General features: G+C 48.4%; 18 protein-coding genes and 1 pseudogene. 5 read left to right on the top strand and 14 right to left on the bottom strand.

Annotated elements, in window-relative coordinates:
* Window positions 1-582: 582 nt before the first annotated feature.
* The 7 genes from QUA33_RS21225 to hflX form a co-directional block, all read right to left on the bottom strand.
* Window positions 583-1164, bottom strand: coding sequence for a hypothetical protein (locus QUA33_RS21225; protein WP_333095775.1), 582 nt, complete (start codon window positions 1162-1164; stop codon window positions 583-585).
* A gap of 166 nt (window positions 1165-1330) precedes the next feature.
* Entirely contained in the window at window positions 1331-3166 is a 1836-nt protein-coding gene (locus tag QUA33_RS21220) for a CHAT domain-containing protein (protein ID WP_333150917.1), read from the bottom strand.
* Between the two features lie 108 nt (window positions 3167-3274).
* Window positions 3275-4414 (bottom strand): Gfo/Idh/MocA family oxidoreductase, encoded by a 1140-nt coding sequence (locus QUA33_RS21215; protein ID WP_333150915.1) that lies wholly within the window; start codon window positions 4412-4414, stop codon window positions 3275-3277.
* Between the two features lie 163 nt (window positions 4415-4577).
* Window positions 4578-5564, bottom strand: a complete 987-nt coding sequence (gshB, locus tag QUA33_RS21210; protein ID WP_333150913.1) for a glutathione synthase — start codon at window positions 5562-5564, stop codon at window positions 4578-4580.
* 67 nt (window positions 5565-5631) lie between these two features.
* Window positions 5632-5895 carry a glutaredoxin 3 gene (gene grxC / locus QUA33_RS21205; protein ID WP_333150911.1) on the bottom strand — a complete coding sequence of 88 codons (264 nt, stop codon included), beginning with the start codon at window positions 5893-5895 and terminating at the stop codon, window positions 5632-5634.
* A gap of 490 nt (window positions 5896-6385) precedes the next feature.
* Complete coding sequence (locus tag QUA33_RS21200) at window positions 6386-6727, bottom strand: PEP-CTERM sorting domain-containing protein (RefSeq protein WP_333150910.1); 342 nt, start codon at window positions 6725-6727, stop codon at window positions 6386-6388.
* Window positions 6728-7244: 517 nt separating this feature from the next.
* Window positions 7245-8882 (bottom strand): GTPase HflX, encoded by a 1638-nt coding sequence (gene hflX / locus QUA33_RS21195; RefSeq protein WP_333150926.1) that lies wholly within the window; start codon window positions 8880-8882, stop codon window positions 7245-7247.
* Window positions 8883-9523: 641 nt separating this feature from the next.
* Between hflX and QUA33_RS21190 the strand changes: the two genes are divergently transcribed.
* Together QUA33_RS21190 and QUA33_RS21185 are read left to right on the top strand one after the other, a co-directional pair.
* Window positions 9524-9736 carry a chlorophyll a/b-binding protein gene (locus tag QUA33_RS21190; protein ID WP_333056696.1) on the top strand — a complete coding sequence of 71 codons (213 nt, stop codon included), beginning with the start codon at window positions 9524-9526 and terminating at the stop codon, window positions 9734-9736.
* 298 nt (window positions 9737-10034) lie between these two features.
* A complete protein-coding gene (locus QUA33_RS21185; protein WP_333150909.1) occupies window positions 10035-10313 on the top strand; it encodes a Photosystem I reaction center subunit PsaK in 279 nt (92 codons plus the stop codon).
* A gap of 208 nt (window positions 10314-10521) precedes the next feature.
* Here QUA33_RS21185 and QUA33_RS21180 read toward each other — a convergent pair whose 3' ends face one another.
* On the bottom strand, window positions 10522-13392 hold the full coding sequence (locus QUA33_RS21180; protein ID WP_333150907.1) for a zinc-dependent metalloprotease: 2871 nt from the start codon (window positions 13390-13392) through the stop codon (window positions 10522-10524).
* 106 nt (window positions 13393-13498) lie between these two features.
* Window positions 13499-17020 (bottom strand): hypothetical protein, encoded by a 3522-nt coding sequence (locus tag QUA33_RS21175; RefSeq protein WP_333150905.1) that lies wholly within the window; start codon window positions 17018-17020, stop codon window positions 13499-13501.
* A gap of 563 nt (window positions 17021-17583) precedes the next feature.
* Here QUA33_RS21175 and QUA33_RS21170 point away from each other — a divergent pair.
* The 3 genes from QUA33_RS21170 (at window position 17584) to QUA33_RS21160 (ending at window position 22629) form a co-directional block, all read left to right on the top strand.
* A complete protein-coding gene (locus QUA33_RS21170) occupies window positions 17584-17808 on the top strand; it encodes a hypothetical protein (RefSeq protein ID WP_333095759.1) in 225 nt (74 codons plus the stop codon).
* Between the two features lie 420 nt (window positions 17809-18228).
* Complete coding sequence (ppc, locus tag QUA33_RS21165) at window positions 18229-21354, top strand: phosphoenolpyruvate carboxylase (protein ID WP_333150903.1); 3126 nt, start codon at window positions 18229-18231, stop codon at window positions 21352-21354.
* Between the two features lie 138 nt (window positions 21355-21492).
* Entirely contained in the window at window positions 21493-22629 is a 1137-nt protein-coding gene (locus QUA33_RS21160) for a phosphodiester glycosidase family protein (protein WP_333150901.1), read from the top strand.
* Window positions 22630-22773: 144 nt separating this feature from the next.
* Here the strand turns inward: QUA33_RS21160 and QUA33_RS21155 are convergent, their stop codons facing one another.
* The 5 genes and pseudogenes from QUA33_RS21155 to QUA33_RS21135 form a co-directional block, all read right to left on the bottom strand.
* A complete protein-coding gene (locus tag QUA33_RS21155; RefSeq protein WP_333099607.1) occupies window positions 22774-23331 on the bottom strand; it encodes an HPP family protein in 558 nt (185 codons plus the stop codon).
* Between the two features lie 404 nt (window positions 23332-23735).
* Window positions 23736-24302 (bottom strand): diheme cytochrome C, encoded by a 567-nt coding sequence (locus QUA33_RS21150; protein WP_333150899.1) that lies wholly within the window; start codon window positions 24300-24302, stop codon window positions 23736-23738.
* A 20-nt stretch (window positions 24303-24322) separates the two neighbouring features.
* Window positions 24323-25231: an MBL fold metallo-hydrolase gene (locus QUA33_RS21145; protein WP_333099609.1), complete on the bottom strand. Its 909-nt coding sequence runs from the start codon at window positions 25229-25231 to the stop codon at window positions 24323-24325.
* Window positions 25232-25755: 524 nt separating this feature from the next.
* Window positions 25756-26268 (bottom strand): inorganic diphosphatase, encoded by a 513-nt coding sequence (locus QUA33_RS21140; protein ID WP_006634582.1) that lies wholly within the window; start codon window positions 26266-26268, stop codon window positions 25756-25758.
* A gap of 346 nt (window positions 26269-26614) precedes the next feature.
* A pseudogene (locus QUA33_RS21135) lies at window positions 26615-26895 on the bottom strand (hypothetical protein); the annotation flags it as partial.

Here is a 26895-nt window from a genome sequence, read left to right as displayed (position 1 = left end):
ATTACTCTCTTTACATTTTTTTACATTTTGACCCTTGTATGATAATTCATCTTGCTTGCGGTTGCCAAACTGCTTAGCGAGTCCTAACCTGGCAAAATATAGCAGAAGGAAGAAGGAATAAGGCTTTAGTTACCGAGGAGAGAAGTCCTTTCAATTTCGGTAACACTGGAAGGATGGGGAGTCGGAAGTGGGGAGTGGGGGAATGTGGAATCGTGCGACCTTGACTTTATCATTCCCACCCAACCGGAAAAAATATCAGAAGCAATCTTCAGCAATATCAGCAACAGGCTTTCCGGCTTGTTCCATAATAAAAAATAATTCTTGTGGGCCGTTTCTGCGACGCCGCCCATAAAAAGCTGATTGAAAATGCTGCCACATTTGAGTCCTAAACGTCGGGCGCGCTTGCTATAGTTAAAAAAAAATTATCTTTTCTACAAATCAAATAGGATTGCTATATCAAACTATAGCAATCCCTAGAATTTAACAATTAGACGAATTTGACATCTAACTAAAGGTAGATTAATTTTATATTAATTAAAAAAATTACCGCGATCGCAGCACAAAAACCCAGCCATCACAGAACTAATCAGCCATTTCTAATTGCGAGATTGCATAGCGGGCGACAGCCAAACTAACTCTGGCTTGTTCTATTTCCGACAATTGGGCCCAAGGTCTTTTAGTCGCCATGACCAATTCCCCCCCTTCCGAATCAACATCTCGCATGGCATAAGCCAAAGGACGTGCCAACACCTGCAAATCTTCCTCAGCCCACTGAGGCAAAATATCTAAGACGCACTCTACCATCTGGTCAGCTAAAGATTGATACTTAACTGTTGCGTTTTGCACGCTTTGAGCAATGCGGGCCAGAAAATCTTGAGGAACGCGAGCAAATTTTTCGTGCAAAGACTTTTGCAGAGCAGTCGTCAGCCAAACTTGTTCTAATTGCGAGAATAAAGCTTGCGACTTCAGGGCAATATCGCTATCGCTGAAGGAATCAGATAGCGCAAATTCCTGCTCTAGGGCAGCCAAATAAGATTCTGATTCAAGCTGTGCAGGATTCCAGGGATAAGCAACGTCAGTCTGAACTATTGTGGCGAGAAGTTCCATCTGGGCCTGAGTTTGTGAGTCGCGAAAATATTCAGAATCAGGAGATTGGGTAGCCATGATGTAATACCTCAGGGGGAAAAAGAAAATATAGAAGGGGGACTGTGCCAAGAGCTAGTTGGGAGCTATCAGTGGTAAGTAACTCTTTTAAATTCAGATTGGAGACTCAACGCCCAGAACTTTGCTGTGCCACTCGCCGCTTGCCTTCCTTAGCTACACGCGCACCTTAATTCGTTCCGCAATCAGTCTCACTGTAGCCCGAAGTTTTGGGAACCTCAATAGTGAACTCAAAAATCTGACCTTGAGAACTGCCAAATTTTAGCTGAGTCCCGCTGCGTAGCAGCAATTCTTGGTGGTGAACTCTCTGCCATCCATCAGAGCCCAAAACTAGAGTCCCGTAGCGAGAAAAATCGCGCAGGAAGTAGCTAGGTTCTTCCCGGCTATCTCCGATCGTGTTTCGGCAGAAAATCTCGGCGTGTTTTTGAGAAACCCACTGTTCTCGAATCACTACGTCGTTTTCTTCCCAGCGTCCGACTCGAACCATACCTGCGCGAATCGGCCAAACCTGATTGGTCGATTCGGTGGATTTGGCATTTGGTCGATCGCGCCCCCGCAAATAAGCACAAGACGGCAAGCGTCCCAGCCAAGTAGAAGAATTTAAAGGCAATTCAGTTTTCAGGTCATCTACCGGCTCAGTTAGCTGACCGTCAAACTCAGGGTGCATATACAGCACAGGCAGCGTCCAAGCCGGTTGATTGAACTTGTAAAGCGTTAGTAACTGCTGTCTGGCGACGGCGACGGCCCGGTCGATCGACATCCGTCCGGCCAAAGCTTGGGCAAAAGTTTGGATAAAACTCAGGGCCTCGCGATCGGCGATCGAGTCCCGCATCCCCAACACCGCCGGCACGCCGTGATGGATCAGTACCTCAGCCAAACTGCTGCGGGCGATCGCCTGTTGCTGGCCGTTAGTTGAGTGCACCATCTCCACCGCCGGCTGAGCTCCCCAGCAGGCATTAAACACCGCCAGAGTCACGCGGCACCGAACTAATACCTGAGCCAGTTCAGTACCGTTAATCGCAGTGTCCGGCCCCAAAAACAGCAAACCGCCGTCGGGGCCCGGTATCCCGTGGCCGGCGTAAAACAGAATGTTGTAAGCTTGCGTTTCCAGCCGAGAAATTAGTTCTGCCGGAGTAGGTTCGATCAGAGTATCGACGCGAGTCGGAACGCTGATGTCAAAATATTTGCCGCTGTCGTCGGTTTGAAAAGCACTTTCCAGAACGCCCGCTAAGGCGAGTGCTTCTTCTCCCAACTGCAAATGACCGTTATTGCTGTTGGAAAATTGAGAATTAGCACCGCCTGGTTCTGCTTGTCCCAACACTAGCAAAATGTTGAGCGACTCCGCAGGCTGCAGGGGTGGCAAAGGTTCAACATTGCTGGTAGTGCGGCTGAACAGCAGTTGCTGCGACAGAGAAATTGCCGGTTGACCGGCTTGAGGCTGCATAATTTCCCAAGGCAAAGCAATTAAATACGGTTCGCGCAAGTCTATGCGTACTCGCAGGGGTACATTTTGCCCGATCGCAATACCTTTACTCTCCTGGAGACTACCCTGAATCGGCCCTTCAAACAGCCACTGCCAAAGATTAATCCCCAAATGCTGCATCAGGCGACTGCTGTAGCTTGCCGGTGGCCGAGGCGGATGCTGAGCCCCCTTGTCGCCCCTCTCCCCTTGACCGAGGTGGAGCGGCACAGAGGGCGTTGCTGGAGCGAGGTCTAGCGACTGAGGACTTCGTTGTTCAGCTTCTGCCAATATATTCTGGTTGTTTTCCGGCGAGACGAAACTGCCATCAGGATTTAGGGGCAATTCGTGAATTGTCCCGGAGGGCGAAAACATTTCCTGCCAAGCTTTCCAAGATTGGGAGAGGGTATCGGGCCACATACAATCGTGGTGAACGTACCCGCTGGGATAAGGAGCTTGTAGAACCCAAGTGGCAAAATGGTTTGCCCCAGCGGTTCTCAGGCGAGCGATCGCTATACTGAGGCAAGGACTTTCAGGGCGCGCCATTCACAACTATCGACTCTGGATATAGGGTTGGATTGAGTTTATCTATTCGTAGTTTATCGGGTTTGGGGTGCGATCGAGTGCGTGAGATTGCTTTGGCAGTTTTTACTTTTACTTAGTGTCCAAAAATTTATCTATGCTCGGTAAATCTACCCAAGTGCCCGTAGCATTCGACTCTTGGGTCAAATCCATCAACAACTGCGAGTAAACCCCTTCTCTGAGGGACGGTATCAAAGATTTACCCGCATCTATTGCTTCTACCCACCTATCTATTACTCGAATAAACGGTGCAATTCTCCCGTCTGGATATACTTGAGGAAACTCCAATCTTTGAGGAATTTTGATTTCAGCTAAAGGTTCTCCACCTTGGGAACCCCACAAGCGAAATCCGTGGACGTAATCTTGCTGGTTGTCGCTTCCTAACACCAACGTACCCTTACTCCCGTATATTTCCACCCAGTGTCCCCGCCCTTGATAAGTAACAGAACTCAAACAAACTTGACAAGGCGTTCCCCCGGCTAATTCCAACATCAACGTGCAAGAATCATCGGCATCAACTAATTTTAAATTTCCCGAATCATTTGGATCTGGGCGCGCCGAAATTCCTGTTATCAATTGCCCAGAAAGCCTCTGCGGCGGGTCGAACAGCCAGCTAATATAATCAAAAACGTGAGAACCTGTCGCGCCCAAAACTCCGCCGCCTCGCTCTTTTTGCGCGTACCAATTCCAAGGGCGAGTAGCATCAGCACGGCTCGATACCAGCCAATCAATTTTAATTAAACGCTTTTCTCCCACATATCCTGCTGCCAATAATTCTGCTAGCATTTGCCATGCGGGGATGAAGCGAAACTCAAAGTCCATTGTGGCAATTGCTCTGCCACCACCCTTTTTTAAATCTGTTTGAGATTCGTTGTTTGCCAAGCGGTAAAGTTCCCGGGCTTCATTTGCTGTCAGGGCTGTGGGTTTTTCTAATAATAAATGCTTGCCTGCTTCCAAGACAGTTTTTGCCATTTCAAAATGCAAAAATGGTGGCGTGGAAATGCTGACGCCTGCTACTTCTGCAATGGCTACTATATCGGCGATCGAGTCGCAAGCGTAGGGGATATTGTGGGTAGAGGCGAGATCCTTTGCTTTGTCTAAATTCCGGTGGTAAACAGCCACAACCTCTGTCCGGTGATGGGCTTGGAATCCGGGAATGTGCACTTTTTGACCGAAACCTGTACCGACTACTGCAACGCCTATTTTTGACATAATTTAATAATTGGGAATTGGGAATTGGGAATTGGGAATTGGGAATTGGGAATTGGGAATTAGTAGCAACTAACAAATAACTAACGACTGCAACATCTGCCTGACGTTCGATAATTAATCCGTGTATCTGTGTCCTCATCTGTGTCGTGCTTGGCTTCTTCCCTCATCCTTCATCCTTCTTCCTTCTTCCTTCTTCCTTCTCCACCCATTCAATTACTTGTTTGCCCAAACTAACGCCGTCAAACAAGTCAATTTCTCTGATCCCTGTAGGGCTGGTGACATTAACTTCTGTGAGATAACCGCCAATAATATCAATGCCGACAAAGTACAGTCCGTCCCGTTGCAGCACGGGTTCTAACTGAGAGCAAATTTGCAGTTCGCGATCGGTAATTTCTGTTTTTGCGACTCGGCCGCCGACGGCCATGTTGCCGCGAAATTCATTGCCGGTGGGAATGCGGTTGATAGCACCGATTGGCTTGCCGTTCAACAATATAATCCGTTTATCTCCCTCTTTTGCTTCCGGCAGATAGGTCTGAACCATCACTGGAATTTGCCCTTGTTGAGTGCTAATTTCCACCAGGGAGTTGAGATTGCGATCGCCCGCTTCCAGAAACAAAATCCCCTCCCCAGCTTTGCCACCCAAGGGTTTAAGAACTGCCGCTCCTTTTTTCTCAACAAATTGCCGAATTACCTGTTTGTTTTGAGAAACAATTGTCTCCGGGATCGCTCCTTCAAATTGCAAAGCATACATTTTTTCATTCGCCGCCCGCAATCCTTTGGGACTGTTAACTACCAAAGTTTTAGTAGGATCGATGCCGTCTAGAAGGTAAGTAGCGTAGAGGTAAGGAATGTTGACTGGTGGGTCTGTCCGCATAAATACTGCGTCCATTGCTTCGAGAGGCTGCAAAGTAGGCTGTTCCACCTCGTACCAAGCCTCAGCAGCCTCCCAGCGTCCATCTACCACTTTTACTGGGGTCAGGGCTACCCGACTCAGCATTGCCCAGGTTTTGCCGCCGATGACGCTTAGTTCGTTGGCTTGAGTCGCCCAGACTTCGTGACCCAACTCTTGAGCGGCTTCCATCAGCGCTACGCTGGTATCGTGTCCTGGAATTAGTCGCGCGAGGGGATCGATGATGAATGCAAATTTCATTGTCAATTAAAATTAAGAATTGGTCGCAGGAAAATTTGGGCTAACTGAAAATTCGACAGGGAATGCCTCATTTTGCTGCTAGCAGCGGGTCTAGCTGGCCTTGAGCATCGAGTTTGTGGATGTCGTCGCAGCCACCTATGTGTTGGTCGTTAATGAATATTTGTGGCAGGGTACGGCCTCCGTTTGCTCGATCGCTCATTTGAGCCCGTGCTGCTTCATCTCCGTCGATCGCGTACTCTGTAAAATCAATCCCTTTTCGCTTTAGCAGTGCTTTGGCACGAACGCAAAACGGGCAGGTTCTCCAGGTGTAAATTTCTACTTTAGGGGTCATGGACGCTCAAGCAATAACAATATTTTTTAATTGTAATCTTAACCCTAGTGCGGACTGTTTTTAGTTCCTAGGCTGAAACCATTGATTTTTCGTTGGTAGTCAACTTGCCTTGGAGCCTTGAAAGCCTTATTATACGGTTGACTCTCAAAAGCTATCGGAAGGATTGATCTTAACCAATCTTAATTTTTATTTTTATTTTTATTTTTTAATTTTTATTATATATAGCAACCTTATCTTTGTTGGCACCGGAAGTTATTCATTGCTGAAACTCTTGCCGGGAAGTGAAATTGCCTTCTTGCTTCTTTTTTTACCCTGACTGAAGTCGCTATAGTTTTCTTCCTTCAACATCCGGCTCTATTTGCAGCGCACAAGCTAGGTGTGAAGTTATTTTTTATACAACTTTTTATTATTTTATATATTAAGTAAACAAATACCCATGCTTAAATAAACGGAGACAGTGGGAAGGCAAACAGGTTGGTCCTCAGCCTGTCTAGCGCTGCGGACCAACCTGCTTGTTTCGCTTTCTGCACGACGAACAGATCATTCCTGCACCTGTCAGTAGGACTGCGATCGCAGTACCTGGTTCAGGAATAGAAGTTGAGTTTCTCGAAGGTGTGGTTGTGTAGATTTTTTGGGACAAACTCGACTGCGGCGCCAATTGCGGGCTGGGTTCCGTTGTTGTTGATGTCTGGCTGGAGGCACAGGCACTAGAATAATTTCCCGGACCGCACACATCTACTGCTGCTGCCGGAGGGGCGGCAGCTAGATAGTAAAACGCTGTTGCCAGCGTGGCAGAGAGTCCAATTGCTAGTTTTGCCAGTGGCGTACACATAACTATTTAGTTAAACAGTGGTAAAATCGAAAAATAGAAATAGTCCTAGAGATTAGCGCTGTACGACGGGCAAGGGACGGGCAAGGATTTTAGAGTTCTTACAATAAATGGATGTATTCTCTCACGGACGTCTGTAAAAATAGTATAGCGCTTGAGGTGAGTGCCCAAACACTTTAATAATATTATTCTCTTTTACCTTGACATCCCGTACTGTGGTTTGCACAGCTAGTTTGCACAGGTAGTTTGCACAGAGTTAAGCAACATCATTATTTTTGCCACCTCTGAACCAACAGCCCTTACAGCCATTAACAAAGAGTCTTTTTACCTTGACTTTTTACCTTGACCGCGACCTCCGGAAATTAATTATTGAACCGATCGCAAAATAGAGATGCTGTATTGTACTTTGCAATGCACAATCTGACTACTCTTTTATAATCTCACAGTTCGACTAGATCTGTCCTCAGTATATGTACGTATATTCCCCCATGTCAACTATTCAAAAGGAATATTTAAGTATTTACCGAGGGTAGAGGGCGTATTGAATGAGCTGAGCTAGTCGATCGCGGAGAGTTTCCATCCCGAGACCTTTGGCCGCCGAAATAAATACGGCTTGAGGAAACTCTTCTCGGGCGAGAGCGAGAGTATCTTCATCTACGGCATCGATTTTATTAAAAACTACAAGGGCTGGCCCGGGAGTTACGGGCATATCCGCCAAAATATTCATGACCGATCGAATTTGGCTCTGCCACGCGGGATGGGAGAGATCGACCAGGTGCAGCAAAGCATCGGCGTCAGTGACTTCTTCGAGGGTAGCCCGGAAAGCGTCGATCAAGGCGGGGGGCAGTTCGCGAATAAAGCCCACTGTATCTGTGAGGACGATCGACAGGGGTTCCCCGGTGACGCCGGGAATGGTCAACCGTCGAGTTGTGGGGTCGAGGGTGGCAAATAACTGGTCGGCGGCGTAGACCTCGGAATTGGTGAGCAGGTTAAGCAGAGTCGATTTACCGGCGTTGGTGTAGCCGACGATCGCCACTGAGGGTACATCGTGATGATGGCGGTTCTGCCGCAGCCGAAACCGGTGCGCCAGCAGTTGATTTACTTCTTGCTGCAATCGAGAAATGCGTTTGGCGATCGTCCGCCGTTCGGTTTCTAGCTTGGTTTCCCCTGGGCCTCTGGTACCGATGCCACCACCCTGTCTCGACATTGCCTGACCGCGACCTCTGAGCCGGGGCAGGGCATACTCTAGCTGAGCGAGTTCGACTTGCAATTTACCCTCGCTCGATCGAGCTCTTTGGGCAAAGATGTCGAGAATTACCTCTGTTCGATCGACAACGCGAAGACCTATCTGAGTTTCCAAGTTCCGTATTTGTGCGGGGGCCAGGTCGCGATCGAATACCACGAGGTTAGCGCTAATCGTCTGAGCAGTGAGGGAAATTTCCTGAACTTTGCCTTCGCCGACCACTGTTTGCGGATGGGGGCGCGATCGTTTTTGGCGCACTGTTTGCAGCACCTGACCCCCAGCGCTTTCAACCAGCCGCGTGATTTCTGCGAGCCCGTCCTCAAACTCCAACTGAGTCATGTGCTGAGTCATTACACCTACCAACAGCACTTTGTCTTGGTCAGCATCGACCTGCTTTGCGACAAACTCTGCTTGAAACTCTGCTTCGAGTCCTTCCACCAAATCCAGAAAGTCTTGGTCGGCGAGTTCGTCCAAATTCAGCGGTTCTGATATTTTCCAGGGAAAGTGTTGAGTTTTGATTGTTGACTTTTGAATTGAAGACTCTTCTATTTCATCAGTTGCATCTGGTTCTAACTGAGCGCTCAAAACAGAGAACTCAAAATTTGGCTGGTCTCCCTGGGGTATCAGGTGAGCGAGATAAGTTTCTTGGATGTAACCAGTCGCACCGCCGCCGCGGCGCTGAAATCCTCCGCCGCTCAGTGTCAGCCAAACGAGGGCGTCCAAGCGCTGAATTGCCATTGCTGTGAGGGCTGCTTCGCTTGGGGTTTCTGGCTTGAGGTGGGTGGCGATGCAGCGAATGCCGCTGAGGCGACCTCCCCCGTAGCGGGGCAATTCTAGGGGCGCAATCTGCGTTTGGCGGGGTGTACCGACGCCGACGCGAATTACTTGTCCGCGGCGGTTGATGTAGGTGCAGATTGGTTTGTCTATTTCCGTGCTGATGGCGGCGACGCGCTGGGCGAATTCTGCAGTGGTGATGCGATCGCCCGGTAGTCGCTGGTGGTAAAGCTTTTCGAGTTGCTTGAGCTGGCTGGACTTTAAACCTTGAAGATTGCCGTAGATGGTTTCGATAACTGTTTCTCCCGATCGATCTGTTTATCTCTTATTTTAGTTAACTCCCGCGCTATGTGTTCGGCTTTTGAGTTTAAATTTACTAAATTTTCTTGCTTCTAGGATTTCGCGGATTCAGTCTGAGCGAGCTCAAAAACGGATACTTGCTTTCCGACAACAGTCGTGAGTCTGCCAAAATTTTAGAGCTTCCAGATTCATCTGTAGAGTAAATCTCAAATCTCAAATCTACTGACGAGTCAAAAGCGCCGTTGTTTGTCGCTGCAGCGCGATCGGGCTTGTCACAGTAGCAATCTCAACTGCCAGTTGTATTTAGTATCCAGAGATACAGGCGATCGCTGAAAAATCTCGCGAAACAAAACTTAACATTTTTTTTTCCGTTTCCAAATCCTCCTTTAGACTTGTGTGTATCTTGGGCCTAGAGACAGATAGCAAAGCAGAAATTAGGCCGCTACCATGAGAAGCGAAACATTGTTAAGGAATGTAAAAACATGGAAACTCGTCCTACTAACCTGCCTCCTACAGCTAATGCTTACAACGGCAAAGATCGGAATGCCTTTTTGTTTGGCTTCAACCCGCAAGCAGAACTTTGGAACGGTCGCTTAGCGATGATCGGTTTCTTAGCTTATTTGCTCTGGGACGCCGCTGGATTTAGCGTTCTCCGTGACATACTTCACTTTCTGCCTACCTACATTGCTCAGTAATGAGTAGCGGTATTTCCTGTCTGGCAGCGTGAGTAAATGCCACCACTGCCAGACAGGCTAAAAGTTACAAATGGCAGCGAGTATGGTTTGGTTCCTTTGTATCTTTCGTTACTTTTGAATGGCATTAAAAGACTTCTTGCTGTAATTCGATGATTAGGGGTGGGGGCGCTGTCGCTGGCGCGGTGAATATTAATAGCAACAGATATTTATTGCGTAAAGGCGATCGCCCCTGCTGTATTTTTGGCAATAAATCTCATCGAGCATTTCTGATAATTTATGAATAATAGGAGCATCAACGATGATTAACTCAAATTTACTGGCAGTAGTAGAATCGACTTTGGCTGACACAGCATCAGGAAATTGGCAAAAACCAATAGTGATGTTTGTTTGCAATATATTAGCATTGCTAGTTCTCAGCCGCCGAATTTGGCATCCCCACGTCGGACCGAAAATGCCTCTACCCTTCCCCTCTTTGTTCAACAATGTTAGCGTACCGGCATTTTTGGCTTGCATGAGCGCAGGTCATTTGCTCGGAGCATTCATGATTTTGACCCTCAACATCGACAAGTATTTTTAGTATAAATGGTGTCGCTTTTGTGATGATTGATTGCTAAATTTTTTAGTAGCTTAAAAAGCATCAAAAAGATGGTAGGGGTGAGTGCTTGTCACTTACTCCTAATTTTAATTTTTGCGAGCCAGTGACGTAGAAATCGTTTTTTTACCAGGCACCTACAACTAATGGGACTTACAGCGGTTCCCGCTGTTATGAGGTACAAATGCCCAGATTAATTTGACTGAATCTGTGCATTCAAAACCTTAGAAATTCGATCGCGCGTTTCCTCCAAATGAGCCCGCGTATAAGCATCAGCATTCCGATCCAAATTCCGAATACTCTTGCTCAAACCCTCCCGCAACTGCCGCAACTCGTACCAAGCCAAACTCCGCGCATCCTCTGGAACACTCGTTTTTCGCAGCACCATTCCGATCAAGATTGCTAAATGTTCCCGCTGCAAAGAACGCCTAAAAGTTGAAATTTGCATCTTCTTTTCCGGCTGCAAAACCTCTTGCCAGATATCCTTTTGCACAGTATCCAACACTTCCGGCAACCTCAAAGCAGTTTCCGGCGCCGATTTCAACTCCGCATCCCGCAGCCTCGCCAGCCTCGTCGGAGATAGCAAAACTCGCAACACAAACCGCTGCAAAAAAGTAATTCGATCGCCGATCGGGTAATCTAGAGGAAACACCAAAGCCGGACTTCCCCAGTGATCCCAGCGCGAAGGCGCCAATTTGTTGAGCAATTCCGGGGCAAAACTAAACGCATCCGGTGCAAAAACGTACTTCTCTAATGTTGCTAAAGCTTCTCGCTGCTGAGAAAGTTCGATCGGCACAAACGGCAACTTCGCATTAGTATCTCCAGGGCGAATCCGACTAAACGACTGTCCCCCCACATACAAAGTAGCATTCATCACTTGGTTGACATAATACCCGAACACCGAATCAAACATCACCCGCAGTTCGTTATAACCGTCTTCCCCAACCGGAATTCGCTTTTCTAAACGCTTCCACATCGCCCTAGCATTATCCAATTGCCATTGCGAATACCTCAGCATATTAGCGCTGAGATCGAAAGTATTTGCAGCGGGATCGAGATCGACAGAATCCTCATCCGGCGCGTAAGCTAATTGGGCTTGGGCAGCGCGACTGGCAATTTGTTGCAGCGCTGGTAAGTCGCTGTTCGGGTTTACGCCGCCAATCACCTTGTAACCGTACTCGATCGCCCAATCGTCATAAGGCCCTACAATCGTTGGATAATAGTCGCCCTGCACAGTTCCGGCAGGTGCCAAATTAATCGGTACATAATCCATCACCGACGCAATCATACCTTGCGTGCGAGTTACCTGAGTATTGTTCAAATCCTCCGGTTGCAGCATCGTACTCCCGTGAAAATTGTGCCTCAAACCAAGAGTGTGACCGACTTCGTGCGCCGCCAAATATCTGATATATTGATTAACATAATTGTCAATCGCCCCACTGCTAGGCGCTGCATTTTGCAACAGATCCATCGACATTGCCCCCATCGCAAACTGGCGGCTCGATTCCAACCCAAAACACATATCCGAACTCGACATCAACCGCGATAAAGGCGAGCGCTTTTGCTCTTGGTATCTTTCTACCAAAGTCGGCAAATCATCAGCCATTCCACCTTGAGCATTTTCCCCGCTGCTTTTTCCTAAATCCCCATTTTCTAGCACATTCAAATAGCGAGAATACATCCCGAACTGACAGGGATTGGTATTAGAACCGTTTCGCCCTTGAAAACTCTTAGATAGCGATCGATTTTGTTCCACCAAAGACCGATAGCCCTGTTTGATTTCCCGTACAACATTAGCATCCAACAGAATGTCAGCATCCAATATTTCCCCCGTCAGCGGGTTAGTGCGAGACGGCCCAATGCCGGCAAACTGAGGCTCAAAAGAACTCGACCAGCGGATAGTATTGTAGCGAACGTCAGCCGGGTCCCATTTAGCATTGTCCGGCATTTGTTTGACCTGAATTGCCTCAGTAAAACCTGCCTTTTCAAAAGCTTTGTTCCACTCCAAAACGCCCTCGCGAATTGCGTTTCGGTATTCGGGAGGCACATTATTTTCAATCCAAAAGACGATCGGCTGCACGGGAGGCGACATCGGCGCCGTCGGGATTTGCTTTTGCAAATGCCAGCGATTGATATAGCGCACAAAAGGCTCCCGGCTATTCTTGTCAGAAAAGTCCTTATATGCTGTGAGGAAATAGCCTACTCGCTCGTCCGCCAGTCTGGGGCGGTAGCCGTTATTTAGCGGCACTTCCGAGAAACTGTAGTGAATGCGGAGGTTAAAAGCCCGACTGTCAGGAACCGAAGGTAAATAGTTAAGTTCACTGTCATTATCGCTAGAAAAACCATAGACAGAAGCAATTTCCACATTCAGCGGAAACGCTTTAACATCTTTAAAAGAAGACTTGTCTGCATCGATCGAGTAAGAAGCGCCCAAAAGCATCGGCAAAATCGCTTTTACCCCTGGTAAATCGCGTTTTTCGCTCATCAGCAAATCTCCTAAATCGATTAGCAGAGTTTGTCTTTGCGGATGAATGCTTTTGAGAGGCAAAGAATAGAGAATCGAATCACTAAATCCCCGTGCTACCGAACCTGCTTGCGGGTCGCCCGGACTTGTGCGAAAATTTATATTTGGTATCACAAACTGCACGTTATTTTGGACGCGCCGCAGTTGAAACAAGAAATCGCCGATCGGCATTCCGCTCAAAATGCCCGATTCTCCCAAACCCGATGCCAATGTCACAAAGCAGAGGAACTTTTTGTTGAGTTGTTCCGGTTTAATTTCCAAATATACTTTATCAGTGGCTTGATTGCGGTAAAGAGTAAATAATCCCTCTAACTGTTGTGCGTCTTTAACCACCTGTTCAAAAGGTGCCAGAGTTGGCTGTTCGCTACTTTGTTCGTTGCTGGGGGGCCCAGAGGATAAAGCTAAAGGTAAAAAGAAACCTTTATACAAACTGAAGCAGAAAAATGCTAAAGATAATATAAAAAATATCAAAGGCAGATTTTTTCTAGGATTTTTTATCTGTGTATTTTTGCTATTTTCAGGAAATATCAATCTTTTCATTTTCAGTATTTAGCCGCCGGAAAGAATAGTTTTGAGATCGTCGCGCAGCACTGGCCACGCTGGACCCCTTTAACTTCTAAAATAACTCAAAAATCAAAAGTCAAAACTACTGTTTCGCCGGCCAGGGAATCATGGGATCTTGAGCCAACCGCTTAGACACTGCAACTGCACCGTAACGGTTGAGGTGGCTGGGGTCGGAAAAAGATTCCCGCGCCTGCGGCCACAATAAACTCTTATCTAGGAAAATTAGTCCGCTTTGGGCTGCTAATTCTTGCATATATTGCCGGAATTCTTGTTCGTAACCTGTCCGCACCGGATCTAAATAATCTTCAGTCAGAGGCATATTCACAAACACGAGATTGATGTTGCGAACCTTGGTAAATTCGATAAGATTTTTGAGTGCTAGAGCTTGTTCGCCAATCAATTTAAAATTTTGATAATCGGAGTCGTAATAACCAGATACTTTCGGGTGCTTCTGAAAGTATGTTTCGGGATTGAAGCGTATATCGATCGGCAAAAAGCCATTTGGTTGATACTCGCTGACTGGTTTACTCGCACCGGTTGGCTGGGCATTTTCCGTTGTTTGTTCGCCCAGGGCTGCGGTTTGGGGGCTGTCGGTTGCAACAGGAGCTGATGGATTAACGATCGATCGCAAAAACCCTTTAAGTCGATCGCGCTTTTTATAAATTGCAGAACCCTCAACCAACTTGTGACTCACCAATTGCTGAACGTTAGCTTGAGTTTGTCCCAAATTGTTCACCAATTCAGTGGCAGTCGCCACCGGATTGTTGGCGCTTTCCTTCGATGTTTCGGATTCTAATTGATTGGTGCGGATCAGAAAACTACCCCGGCTCAATTGCCTGTAACCTTCCGAAGAAGCGATCGCACTAAAAGTCAAATCCGGCCGCCCGCTGTTGAGAGCCCTCGCCCCGTCAGCCAACACCAACAATTTCGGCAGTTGTTGCGGCGGCAAAATCCGGCGGATGATCGAATCTACAACCTGGAGAGTAGCTCCATTAACCCCAAAATTATAAGCCCTCAGCCCCGGATACCCCGAAGCTGCCAAAGCTGTTTCCAAAACCGCCGGATCGATGCCCCGCAGTGCCCTCGAACTACCGACAATTAAAATATCCGGCGGTTTTTTGTGCAGGTGAATGTACTCTTGATAGCGCGCTATCTGATCGTCAAGCTGCTCGCTCCTCAAAGTCGGGAACACCGGAGGAGCAGAAACATCAGCTACAGGAACGCTAGTATTTCCCGGTTTCGTAAACCCAGAGCCATTGAAAGCCTCTTGCTGGTTCGCTTCCGGCGACGGTTGCAACGGAATTCGAGGTAAATTCACCTCATCAGCAGGGGGAACGGGGTTCGCGGTTTCGTTCGGAAGTCGGGCTGTAACGTCGCCCAAAGCCTTGGGAGCTGAATTTTGACAATTTGGCCCGCTGCAAACTTCGGAGGCGCTAGGAGCTTGAATGACCGTCGCAGATTGCAGAAATAGACCGAGCAGCCAATCGGTATTGAAAGTCAGCACACAGCCAGCGATCGCCCAAATCAAAGCCATGCCCGCCGCGCGATCGGCTCTCACGCCCCCCGGCGCCGCAGCATTCGTTGATAAACCATCGTTGGGAACAAACAAACCCGAAGCGACAAGCGGTTGCACCGCAGCTTGAACTAACTGCTCGCCCAGATTGTATCCGGGGAGTCGGATTTTGAAACGGGGCCGCCAGGAATTGGGCACCGGAGCATCGAACACCAAATTGTCGCCCAAACCCGAAAAACTCCCATCCTCCGCCGGCGCAAACTCCGGCACCGGTTCCTTTTCCAAGACAGCCACTTGGGAGGGAGCCGGTGCGGGTGCCGCTGATTCCTCGTCAACAGCGGTTCTGAGGTCGATTGCGTAGCGCCACAGGGGCAGTTTCTGGCCTGCGCGGCGTCCGTAGACTCGCACCCCTGCCACTCCCGGAATTTGTAAGTGCCGCAAAAATTTCGCCACCGGCGGGCCTACCTTCGACTGAGAAGGGCAAGTCAGAGCTTCTGTCATGACGTGCAGCACGTTGGCTTTTTGCAGCACGACAGCCCGAATCCCTCCTGTTTCCAGCTTGCGTTTGAGATTGGGGTTGAGCAACCTGTTCAATAAAAAAGTCAAAGCTAATTGGTCACCCTCGATCGCCAGCGTTCTAGCGTTTGCAGCCAAGTCGGGGTGGTGGGCGGCAGGCAAGTCTACCCAGTCTATCCACACCGGGGACTCCGGCGCCGCCTGAGAGTCTTTGGCTGGTTCTACGCCGTAGATAGTAGCTGCGCGGATGCCTTGGGGTGCAAAGGAGGCTAACAAAGGGGCGATCGCGTCGGTGGTTTGGTGCTTATCCGGGTATTCTTGCCGTTTAGGCTTTTGTCCTTTTTTGGCAGTTTTGCTGCAAAACAGGTGGAGGGTTGCTTCTTTGAGGGTGGCCCGCACTTCGACTCTCGATGCAGCCAAGTGTTGATTTAGCAGTTTGGCGATCGACTGTACGTCTCCCCACCTAGCCCATTCCTTGAGAATTTTGTCCGGCGAAGTCAAATCCACCCGCAGCAGCCAGTCCGGCTTCGCTTCGCCACTGACTTGGCTGGCGATCACGGCTTCGCGGAAATCCTCTAGTTGCAGTTTCCGCAGCCGGCCGGCGATGGGTTCGGCCAGCAATGAGGGGTCTGGGCTGTAAGCTGACTCGCACAGCACCAGCAGTCGGCGTTCCTTGGGCTTGATATTTTCCGGCGCATTCACCGGCAGGGTTTCCCGGCTGGTTTTGAGTTCTTTTTCGCGAATGCTTACTTTCACCGAAACTCCCATCGGGCCGAGGATTTCGCTGAGATAGCTGGCGATCGCATCTGGATAGCCCCGGCGCGCCAACGTTTCCGGCGAAACCGTTAATGTTCCATCGCGAGCGCCCTCGCCTGAGTCGGCTTCGGGGGATTGAATCAAAGCCACCGCGCCACGGTTAGCTTTCTGCTGCGGGGGAACGGCGGAACTAAAAGCTTCCCGCGTCGCAGCAGCCGAAGTGTCGATCGTCACGGGGGAAGTTTCAAAAGCTTCTGGGTATTGAATGCGGGAGGCGATGGGCAGACTGTCGGCGTCAAAATCCAGTTCTTCCCGTACTTGCGGCGGGTGGGCTGCTGTTTCTACTGGTTTTGGTGTCTGTTTGAGTTTCTGGTTGTCATTCTTAAATTTGCCGAAAAATCCGCCTCTTTTAGGGCTTGCGGGCGTTTCGTCGGGGGAACTCGCTGGCGGCGGCACTTCGGCAACTTTTGGTTCCGGTTGCTGTGGCTGTTGCTGTTGCTGTCGCTTGGGACTGCTGCAATCGAGCCGGACTGTCCAGTCATTTTGTCGGGAACCGATTTTGCGGCCGCACAGAAACAACTGGTAAATTTTAGGTCGATCGGGCAGCAGTCGCGTTAAATCCGTGTGTTCGAGGGCGTTGGTAAATCTCGCCGTCACCAATTCTTGAGACGGACACTGCGCTGCTTCGCACAAAATGTGCAGGTGATTTCCCCGCAAACGCGCTTGTACTTGAACTTCGGGAAGCCCTAAAGCTTCCCCGGCCCACTGCGAGGCGCTCGATCGATTGTCTGCCAATATGCTCCCGTTCGCATTCAACATGAAACTCTAAATTTTGCCAAAGCTGGTTTTGTTTTCTAGAAATAGCACAGTTACAGATTTTACCGACAATTATTTGATTTGCCGAGCCTCACCGTTTTGTCTGGTTTAAGCCATGCTGGACTTAGTGTCTTGCCTTGTATCCCCTCGGCTTCGAGCCGTTGGTGAATATTTTTTTGATAATACCTCGACATTTTGGCACACATATGTCCAACTTAAGCCAAGCAACAAGTTATTCGTCATTAGTCATATCGTTTCCGTTTGCATCCGAATAATAATTATTTTCGGACTGTAGTGCTGTGGTTTCGCTGGGCTACGTGGAGAGAGGCGCACGATCGATATCATTCGGGGAGTATGCCGATTTTATACAAAACGTTTTTTCGGAGTGCGAGCTTAAGATCTCGCGAGAAGATATTTATAGACTTGGCTGCGCGGGGACGATCGCTTGCAGGATATCATTCCGATGTCACCCGATTTGAGTTCAGAAGTCATTAGTCAGAAAGCAGCGGTCAAGATGATTATTTGCCTTGTAAACTGAGGATTACGGATTGACACAGGAGAAATTTATGCCGTCGGAAAACCAAGACTTGCTCAAAAATAAAACACCTAACAGTCCAAAGTTGCCAGTTCCCTCAGACATTTTATTGAGCTTGGTCGCCTTACCCATGCTAGGCGGGTTGGTGGTGGCTAAAGCTGCTGCTGAGTTTGTTGCGTCGATCGGCGTTGAAAGCGAAGAAGTCTTTCGGGGGTCGCGCCTCCCCGTGCTCAACTTTCCTCAATCACACGACTAGAAAGACCAAGGAAGGATGCTGCAGCTAGAAGTTTAATTTTTTGACCCCGCCTAAAAAGGGATACTAGCCCCCGACTCCTGTCGTGGAGAGATAAAAATTTTCGACCCTAGTTTAACTTCCCAGATTCATCTTTGGAGTAAATCTAAAATTGTTCGACTGAGCGCGACTCAACTGAGCGCTCGCCGAACGTCTCAGGCTGAGCGTCTAAAATCTAAAATCGCAAGTCAACTGATATGAAAGCTTGACAATAGGTACAATCTGTGGCCTAAGAATTAATCTTTCCTTATACTTTGTACATAAGTGCCTTCTACTTTCTACGTTGCAATAAGTTGTCTCAAATTTGACTGCAAACAAAAGTGTTTTAGGCGAAACTAAACCATACAATTTTCTTGACACCCGCAGCTATTGAGGAACAGCCCGATGAGTTCAGTCCTCCAGTCTTCAGAACAGGCTATTGATGCAACATCTATTTCCTATTCTCCCGCTTACTCAAAATCAGACCTGTTTCTGCGCAATCGCCTCAAAGTAGTAGAGGACTTGTGGGAATCGGTGCTGCGACAGGAGTGCGGGCAGGAATTGGTGGATTTGCTCCAACAAATGCGATCGGTCAATTCCGCCGAGGGACAGGCCACTCACTTTCGCGAGTCGAATGTCGTACAGCTAATTGAAAAGCTCGACCTTAACGCCGCCATCCGCGCCGCTCGCGCTTTTGCACTGTATTTCCAGTTAATCAACATAGTCGAACAGCACTACGAACAGCGAGACCAACAGCTAGCTTACACTAGCAGCAACGACGCTGGTGGGCGGATGTTTTCTAAGCTGCCTGGACAAGCAACGGATGCCCCCGATCGCCCGAGGCACAGGGAAGGCCCAGACCCCGCCCAAACGCCTCTGAGCAAGGCAGACAGCAGCGAGACGATCGCTCGAGATGCCGGCACTTTTCACCAACTTTTCCCGATGCTGCTGCGCTTGAACGTGCCCAGCCAGCAAATTCAGCGCTTGATCGATCAGTTAGACATCCGCTTGGTATTCACCGCTCACCCGACGGAAATTGTCCGCCACACGATCCGCACCAAACAGCGACGAATGGCGAAGATTCTCCAACAGCTAGACCAAGTTGACGAGAAATTTCAGGTGCTCGGGGCCGACTCTCAAAGCCCTTACCCGGTGTCTTGCTGGGAAGCGGCAGCTCTCCAAGAGCAACTGATGGAAGAAATTCGCCTGTGGTGGCGCACTGACGAACTGCACCAGTTCAAGCCGACTGTTCTCGATGAGGTGGAGTATACTCTGCACTACTTCGATGAAGTGCTGTTTGATGCTATTCCCGAACTCTACCACCGCCTCAAGCAGGCTTTGCACGCTTCTTACCCTTATCTGAAACCGCCTAGTTACAATTTTTGCAAATTTGGTTCTTGGGTTGGTTCCGACAGGGATGGCAACCCTTCTGTGACTCCGAAAGTTACTTGGCAAACAGCTTGTTATCAGCGCCATTTGGTGCTGTGTAAGTACATCAACGCCGTGAAACGCCTCAATGAACTGTTGAGTTTGTCGCTGCACTGGAGCGACGTGCTGCCGGAATTGCTCGAATCCCTCGATCGCGACAGATCGGAATTTCCGGAGGTTTACGAGCAGTGGGCGATCCGCTACCGCCAAGAACCTTATCGGTTGAAGCTGGCCTACGTGCTGCAGCGGCTGGAAAATACGCGCGATCGCAATTGGCGGCTCTACAAAGGAGACGAGTTGCAGCGGGAACGCGAAGCTTTGTCAGAAAATCCCGGAATGACAGGCCTTTATCGATCGGGCGCTGACTTTTTAGCCGAGCTGCAGCTCATCGAGCACAATTTAGTGGAAACAGGTTTGAGCTGTCGGGACTTGGAAAATCTGCTCTGCCAAGTAGAAATTTACGGGTTTAATTTGGCTTACCTAGATATTCGCCAAGAATCAACAGTACACTCCGACGCTTTGAGCGAAATTGCTGAATACTTGCAAATTTTGCCCAAGTCTTACAATCAAATGTCGGAAGGCGATCGAATTATTTGGCTGGCAACGGAACTGCAAACTCGCCGCCCTTTAATTCCAGCAGAATTACCCTTTTCTCCCAAAACTTGCGAGACGATCAATACCTTCCGAATATTGAGGCAAATGCACCAGGAGTTTGGTCCGGAAATTTGCCAAACATACGTGATCAGCATGAGTCACGATGTCAGCGATTTGCTGGCGGTTTTGTTGTTAGCAAAAGAAGCAGGACTTTACGACCCGGCGACTGGAATTAGCAGCTTTCAAGTAGTTCCTCTGTTTGAAACGGTGGAAGATTTGAAAAAAGCGCCTGCAGTAATGCAGCAGTTATTTGAATTACCGCTTTATATGGCTCTACTAACAGGAGGATACGCGCAGGAATTAGCGGAAAAAAGTGCAGAAAATATCCAAGGTTCAATTGAAACTCTCAAATTGCAAGAGGTGATGCTGGGATATTCGGACAGCAATAAAGATTCGGGTTTCCTCAGCAGCAATTGGGAAATCCACAAAGCTCAAAAGGCTTTGCAAATGGTTGCGGAAAAATACAATGTAGAGTTGCGGATTTTTCACGGCCGAGGCGGTTCGGTAGGGCGCGGCGGCGGCCCTGCTTACAAGGCTATTTTGGCTCAGCCTGGAAAGAGTATTAGCGGGCGAATTAAGATTACTGAACAAGGCGAGGTTTTGGCTTCTAAATATTCTTTGCCGGAGTTGGCGCTTTACAATTTAGAAACGGTAGCGGCGGCGGTAATTCAAGCTAGTTTGCTGCACACTGGTTTCGATGGCATCGACCCTTGGAATGAGATTATGGAGGAGTTGTCGGCAAGATCGCGATCGCACTACCGCCATTTAATTTACGAACAGCCGGATTTAGTCGATTTCTTTCACCAAGTTACCCCGATTCAAGAAATCAGCCAGTTGCAGATTAGTTCTCGCCCGGCCCGGCGGGGTGGTAAAAAAGATATCAGCGGTTTGCGAGCAATTCCGTGGGTTTTTAGCTGGACTCAAAGCCGCTTTTTGCTGCCTTCTTGGTACGGTGTCGGCACAGCTTTGCAAGAGTTTTTGCTGGAGGAACCGGAAGAACACATGAAACTTTTGCAGTATTTCTACTTGAAGTGGCCGTTTTTTAGAATGGTAATTTCTAAGGTGGAAATGACGTTATCTAAGGTGGATTTGCAAATTGCAGAACACTATGTGCAAGAGTTAGCTTTGCCTGCTGACAAGGAGCGTTTTCAGACTTTATTCGAGCAAATTGCTGCGGAATTTCACTTGATTCGGGGTTTGGTTTTAACTATTACCGGACACCAGCGTTTGTTGGACGAAGATCCGTCGCTGCAGCGTTCGGTGCAGTTGCGAAATGCGACGATTGTGCCTTTGGGTTTGTTGCAGGTTTCGCTGCTGAAACGTTTGCGGCAGCACGGTAGGGGCGGGGTTCCAGGGGTGATTCACTCGCGTTACAGCAAGGGTGAATTGTTGCGGGGAGCTCTGCTGACGATTAATGGCATTGCTGCAGGGATGCGGAATACCGGCTAGGGAAATAGTTTTGAGTTTTGAATTAGTGGTAAGGTGCGCCGCAGCGCACCTTGCTACTGGTAGTTTCAGAATTCGCGCGATCGCCGATTGTAGTCACAGCCATAGAAAACTGTTCGCTATCCTAGCTGAGATTTTTTTATGTCTAAACGCAAACAGTCTGAAGGTTGTCGCCCGATGCTGCGGCGCACTTTTTTATTTTTAACGGGCATAGCTTTGGCGCGGGTTGCGGCTGACTATTTTGCGATCGCCCAAAACCGAGATAGTTTCTTGACTTTCGCGGGTCAACTTTGGCAAAAGTCACTCGCTTTTTTATCAAGTATACAATCAAATCAAACTCCTCCACATCTGCCCAGCAATCCCGTTGTAAAATCAGCAAAAACCAATCAACCTCTGCCGAGTAATCCTATTGTAAAATCGCCCGAAAATTCTTCTGCTGTGCAGCCGTCTCAACCTCAAATTATTAAACGTTCTGCTAAGCAAGCAAAACCTGTAAAAGTCAGCAGAAAAACTGTAGCTGGCGCAAGTTTTTATCTCACAACTATTGACCTCGCAGACCCGGAAATTTATCTCACAATTGGCTTAGCTAATGATGCAGCTTTTGCAAATACTTCTAAAGTAACGCGGGGTGACGAAGCTTTTGAAAATATGGTGTCGCGTTACCGGGCTGCTGTTGTTGCTAACGGGACTTTTTTTGGTAAAGATGAGCAGAAATCTGTACTGGGAAATATGGTGGTGGCGGGTAAGTTTCTGAAATACAGCCGATGGGAAAATTACGGCACGACTTTGGGGATTAAAGCGGGAAATGAATTGGAAATGGTGACGGCTAGAATCGAAGGTAAGCCGGATTGGACTCAACATTGGTTTTCTCTGACTTGCGGGCCGAGATTGGTTAAAGGGGGGAAAGTTTGGCTGTCTCCTTTATCAGAAGGTTTTAAAGATTCTCATGTTTTGGGTGTGGGTTCGAGAACGGCGATCGGCTTTCCGGCTTCGAGAGATAAGTTATTTTTGGTGACTTTTATTGATAGTTTGTCTTTGGAAGCAGAAGCTAAAATTATGCAGGCTATCGGCTGTTTGGAAGCGATGAATTTGGACGGGGGCGCTTCGGTGGGTTTGGCTCATCAGGGGCAGGTTTTATTGCCACCGGGCCGGAATTTGACGAATGTGCTGGTGGTTTACGATCGCGAATATCGAGCGCCGGCTCAGTTAAAGGAGTCCTGGGAACGCTTTCAAAAGGGATCTCGACCTTCCCCCGATCCGTCCGTTTTTTTTGATTGATCTAGCACAAGGAAGTTCGGCAACCCAGCACGCCACCGGGATGTAACGGATGGAAAAAAGAAGTCCGATGGAAGTCAGAATTGAGGGAGCATCCCTATTTTGGGTAGTGCTCCCGAGGGAAGGATGAGAGAATTAGAGATAATGCTATAACCAGTGCTGGGGATAGGTCCTTTCTGCAGCTAAATTATTAAAGATGACGGCGCACAAGACCAAGATTATTGAACCCTCAAAAGCAGGTGTTAGCAAAAATTTCCAGTCTGGTTTGGTCATCATGACGACTAAGGCAACTGCTCCCGAAGGCGGATGTAGAGTTCTGGTAATCTGCATAATTCCGATCGCACTAGAAACAGCCATTCCCATCGCCCAGGGAGAAGAACCGAGAAAATGCAGAATCATTAAACTGGTGAGAGCAGCTAAGAAATTGCCCCCAATGACATTCCGGGGTTGAGCCAAAGGGCTGTCAGGGACACCAAAGATGAGAACGCTTGTAGCGCCAAACGGAGCCATTAGTAAAGGAGAATTAGTTTTTACAGCAAGATAGGACGTTGCAGTAATTGCCAAAAAACTGCCAATCCAACTCCAAACAATATGCCGAGGATGAGGTCTGTCTACTGGGCAGGTCAATGCACACGAGCGCCATCTCCCAAAGGTTTTAAACCAATAACTTTCCCATTTCAGTCGAATTTTTTTACTGTCAATCATAAATTAGGTTACTTGATAACCAGACTTCTTAAATTGTCGGAACTAGCCTCCGGTAAAGTTAAGATATCATAACAATTGCTCAAAAAGTAGTTAAAGGCACAGATTTTTTACTTCTATGCTACTCAAGCTGCAGCTAACCACTCGCTTGGAACCCACTAGCAAGTTTGGTGGGTTTTGCAGCAGACGTTATCGGCAGTCGCCCAACTTCACCCTGAGCCACCAGAGTTATTGATGAGGGTAAAGCGAAGCGAGAGGTTATTTGTAAGGTGGGATGCCCAGTAAGCATGAATTGAAAGAGCGCACCCACACTTTGGATAAGTTTCTAGTTCAGAATGCGATCGCCGTTTTTTGGTTAGTGCGAGCGTCTCCCTCGCACTCCGATATAATTACGAATTTAATCTTCGTTACGGAGAGTTTTGCCACTCGGCGGTAAGCTTGCGGAAATTGTATTGAGACGCGCCGGGGTGACAAGTAACGCAACTGCTGATATTTGCGGGTTGTGGCAGTTTGACTTTGGGGTGCAGTGCTTTGAAATACCGAGAACTGGCGACTCGGTAGGCGAGTTCTTCGTCTTTGGCTTGGGGACGAGAAAAAGTTTGCAGGTAGTTCCACACTAGGATGCGGGGCGGGTCTACTAGCAGTTTGAGGGTTTGCCCGTAGTGTTGGGAATCTTGCAGCAAGCGGCGCCAAGTTTCTGTAGGTAATACTTGGGGCGGTAAAGCAATGTGACAGGTGGCGCAGTTTTCTAGGTACAGTTGCTGTCCCAGTTGGTAGCGTTCGGGGATGCGATCGACTGTACCAGTATCCTCGATCGAAGACACCTGAGCCAGTCGCGCCGGAGTGCGAGAGTAGGCAGTCTGAGCTGCAACCCATCCGCCTCCGGTACAGCAGACAATTATCAACACCAGCAAAGTTGAGTAAAGCCCCCGCAAGCCTACTCTGCGACGTTTGCGGGGTTTTTCCTGTTTCATAATTCTGAATTTATTTTTGGTTAAATCACTGGTATGCTCATGCCTTCGCGGGCTAAGCAGCTATTGGCGAAAACTGCCTGCACCTCTGCTTCTGTACGATCGAGAAAATTGTCGTCGTGACCCGGATCGTGGTGAAACATCACGATTTTTTTGACTCCAGCAGCTTTCGCTACTTCTACTCCTGCTTGCCAAGTCGAGTGTCCCCAGCCGACTTTCGGGGTTTTGAAGTTGTAATACTCTTCGTTGGTGTAGTTGGCGTCATAAATCAGCACGTCGGCGTTGCGAGCTAGGTGTACCACATTGTCGTCTAGGCGATCGGGAAAATGTTCGGTGTCGGTGCAGTACACGGCAGTGTGTCCCTCCCAGGTGACTCGATATCCGATCGCAGTGTTGGGATGGTTGAGCAATGCCGTTTCTATTTTCACATCGTCGAGTTCGAGAATATCCCCAGGCGTCAAATCGTTGAATTTGAGGTCTGACTGCATTACCTGGATGGGAACGGGAAAATTGGGGTGCAGCATTTGGTCGGCAAGACGGTGTTTGATGGTAGTGCCGTTGGGGGCGATCGCACCGTAAATGTGAAAGCAGTTCCCTGGGATAAAGGCGGGAGTAAAGAACGGAAACCCTTGAATATGATCCCAGTGAGTATGACTAAAAAACATATGGGCTTCCACTGGCATTTGCCGCAGCAGGTTGAGGCCGAGAACTCGCAGGCCCGTACCGCCGTCAAAGATCAGGCGTTTTTTACCCAAGCGCATTTCTACACAGGAGGTGTTACCTCCGTAGCGAAGTGTTTTAGTGCCGGGGGTGGCTATGCTGCCCCGCACGCCCCAAAACTGAACGACAAACTCGGTCAAAGGACTATTTTCCATTGTGGCTTTGCGATCGGAAGGCTGTGAATTAGGTAGAGAGGGTGCGGAATCTGGCATTTTTTTTAGTTTTGGCGGCAGGAACTTGGGAGTTGAAATCTTAGTTTTTAGTGTTTAGTGTTTAGTTTTTAGCAATCTGTACTATAGTCAAGCGCTTTATCAGCAAACCATCCGAGTGCCGAACACTTGGGCTGTTAGAATTCTCAACCTTACCGATTCGTGTAGGAGATGTCACGCTTGAGAGATTATTTTTTGCATCCTGCGGGCTGCCCGGCGTGTTCTGTGTTCTGAGATTAAGATAGCGCCGATCTATCTAAGTATTAGGGTAAAATTTCCTCAAACGTAGAACGCATTCCCCTGGCGTATAATTTGCGCTTAATCTTACTCTAGGAGTAGTATTTTTTTCAAGATTGGGGCCGGGGTGGGGTTTTGAGGAATGCCGTTCCGGTGACTCGGCATTCACGACTGATTTGACCTTCTAGCTACCCGTTCCTCGACTGCATCCCTAGACGTGCAGCGGTCGCCTTAAGTTCGGCCTCCTGAGTTTTTAGTCGGGTTGTAGTCGAGGAGTGCGGGTTAGGGGCTTATTTGCGATCGGCTGCGATGCACTTTTCCACTAAGGGCATGACTTGATCGACATCTTGCCAACCCAGAATTTCCGTGACTTTTTTTTCCAAATTTTTGTAGGTTCTAAAAAATTCGGCTATTTCGTCCAAGCGGTGGGGGGCTACGTCTTTGAGGGACTTATAGTGAGCGTAGCGGGGGTCTTTGTCGGGAACGCACAGCAGTTTTTCGTCCCTATCGCCTCCGTCGATCATTTCCAGCATTCCGATCGGACGGGCTGCGATTATGCACCCTGGAAATGTGGGCTCATCCATCATTACCATGCCGTCGAGGGGGTCGCCATCGTCGGCTAAGGTATTGGGTATGAAGCCGTAGTCGCACGGATATTGGACTGAGGAAGAAAGCACCCGATCGAGAGCAAAGGCTTGCAAGTCTTTATCAAATTCGTACTTGTTTTTGCTACCGGCGGTAATTTCGATGAGGACGTTGAGCAGTCCTGGTTTCGGCTGTGCCGGAATTAGCGATAAGTCCACAACAATATCTCCAAGTTAACAGATGATTGGGATGAGTGCTACTTGCCAAATCCCTTTGATAGCATTTTACGGGCGATCGGGGCCGACGGTCGCATGAGATTGAGAGAAAGCGGGGGCGATCGGGGTTACACAATTTGAGGATGAGGCTTGTGGGGTGTCCCACCTGCTGTGAAAATACACCGGAGGGGCGGGACGCATCCCACAGATTGAGAGGGTAATGCTTTGTTTTGGCGATGGTAATACAGCGGGAACCGCTGTATTACCATCTGTGCAAATCTTTTAGTGTCGTTAAGTATTTATTTTGAGTTGGTAACTCATCTCCCAACTTTTGATTTCCCAAAGCTTTTTACTTATGGCAACCTTTCAACAAATCATTTAGGATTGCTATAGTAGGATTGCTATAGGTTCTTTTAATTTTTAATCCCAACCATTGGCTCAGTTCTGTGGTTAACCAATTGATTTCTGATTCACTTAGTCCCTGCTTTAGTCCTAGTCGATATTTTGGATCGCCTGCTTGAACAATCACCTGAGAACCTCTGTATTTAATTTCGTAATTGCTCAACCCCCTTGACAAGAGAACGAGATAGACATTAGATAGAGGAATGAAAAAACTCCCTGACCTAAAAC

The organism is Microcoleus sp. Pol14D4, assembly GCF_036701245.1.
Taxonomy (GTDB): domain Bacteria; phylum Cyanobacteriota; class Cyanobacteriia; order Cyanobacteriales; family Microcoleaceae; genus Microcoleus.
The sequence above is the reverse complement of the archived record's forward strand: the minus strand, read 5'-3'. Positions and strand labels throughout refer to the sequence as shown.

Coding starts and splice junctions, on each gene's coding strand:
- QUA33_RS21225 (WP_333095775.1), bottom strand. CDS start 1,164: ATGGCTACCCAATCTCCTGATTCTGAATATTTTCGCGACTCACAAACT.
- QUA33_RS21220 (WP_333150917.1), bottom strand. CDS start 3,166: ATGGCGCGCCCTGAAAGTCCTTGCCTCAGTATAGCGATCGCTCGCCTG.
- QUA33_RS21215 (WP_333150915.1), bottom strand. CDS start 4,414: ATGTCAAAAATAGGCGTTGCAGTAGTCGGTACAGGTTTCGGTCAAAAA.
- gshB (WP_333150913.1), bottom strand. CDS start 5,564: ATGAAATTTGCATTCATCATCGATCCCCTCGCGCGACTAATTCCAGGA.
- grxC (WP_333150911.1), bottom strand. CDS start 5,895: ATGACCCCTAAAGTAGAAATTTACACCTGGAGAACCTGCCCGTTTTGC.
- QUA33_RS21200 (WP_333150910.1), bottom strand. CDS start 6,727: ATGTGTACGCCACTGGCAAAACTAGCAATTGGACTCTCTGCCACGCTG.
- QUA33_RS21190 (WP_333056696.1), top strand. CDS start 9,524: ATGGAAACTCGTCCTACTAACCTGCCTCCTACAGCTAATGCTTACAAC.
- QUA33_RS21185 (WP_333150909.1), top strand. CDS start 10,035: ATGATTAACTCAAATTTACTGGCAGTAGTAGAATCGACTTTGGCTGAC.
- QUA33_RS21180 (WP_333150907.1), bottom strand. CDS start 13,392: ATGAAAAGATTGATATTTCCTGAAAATAGCAAAAATACACAGATAAAA.
- QUA33_RS21175 (WP_333150905.1), bottom strand. CDS start 17,020: ATGTTGAATGCGAACGGGAGCATATTGGCAGACAATCGATCGAGCGCC.
- QUA33_RS21170 (WP_333095759.1), top strand. CDS start 17,584: ATGCCGTCGGAAAACCAAGACTTGCTCAAAAATAAAACACCTAACAGT.
- ppc (WP_333150903.1), top strand. CDS start 18,229: ATGAGTTCAGTCCTCCAGTCTTCAGAACAGGCTATTGATGCAACATCT.
- QUA33_RS21160 (WP_333150901.1), top strand. CDS start 21,493: ATGTCTAAACGCAAACAGTCTGAAGGTTGTCGCCCGATGCTGCGGCGC.
- QUA33_RS21155 (WP_333099607.1), bottom strand. CDS start 23,331: ATGATTGACAGTAAAAAAATTCGACTGAAATGGGAAAGTTATTGGTTT.
- QUA33_RS21150 (WP_333150899.1), bottom strand. CDS start 24,302: ATGAAACAGGAAAAACCCCGCAAACGTCGCAGAGTAGGCTTGCGGGGG.
- QUA33_RS21145 (WP_333099609.1), bottom strand. CDS start 25,231: ATGCCAGATTCCGCACCCTCTCTACCTAATTCACAGCCTTCCGATCGC.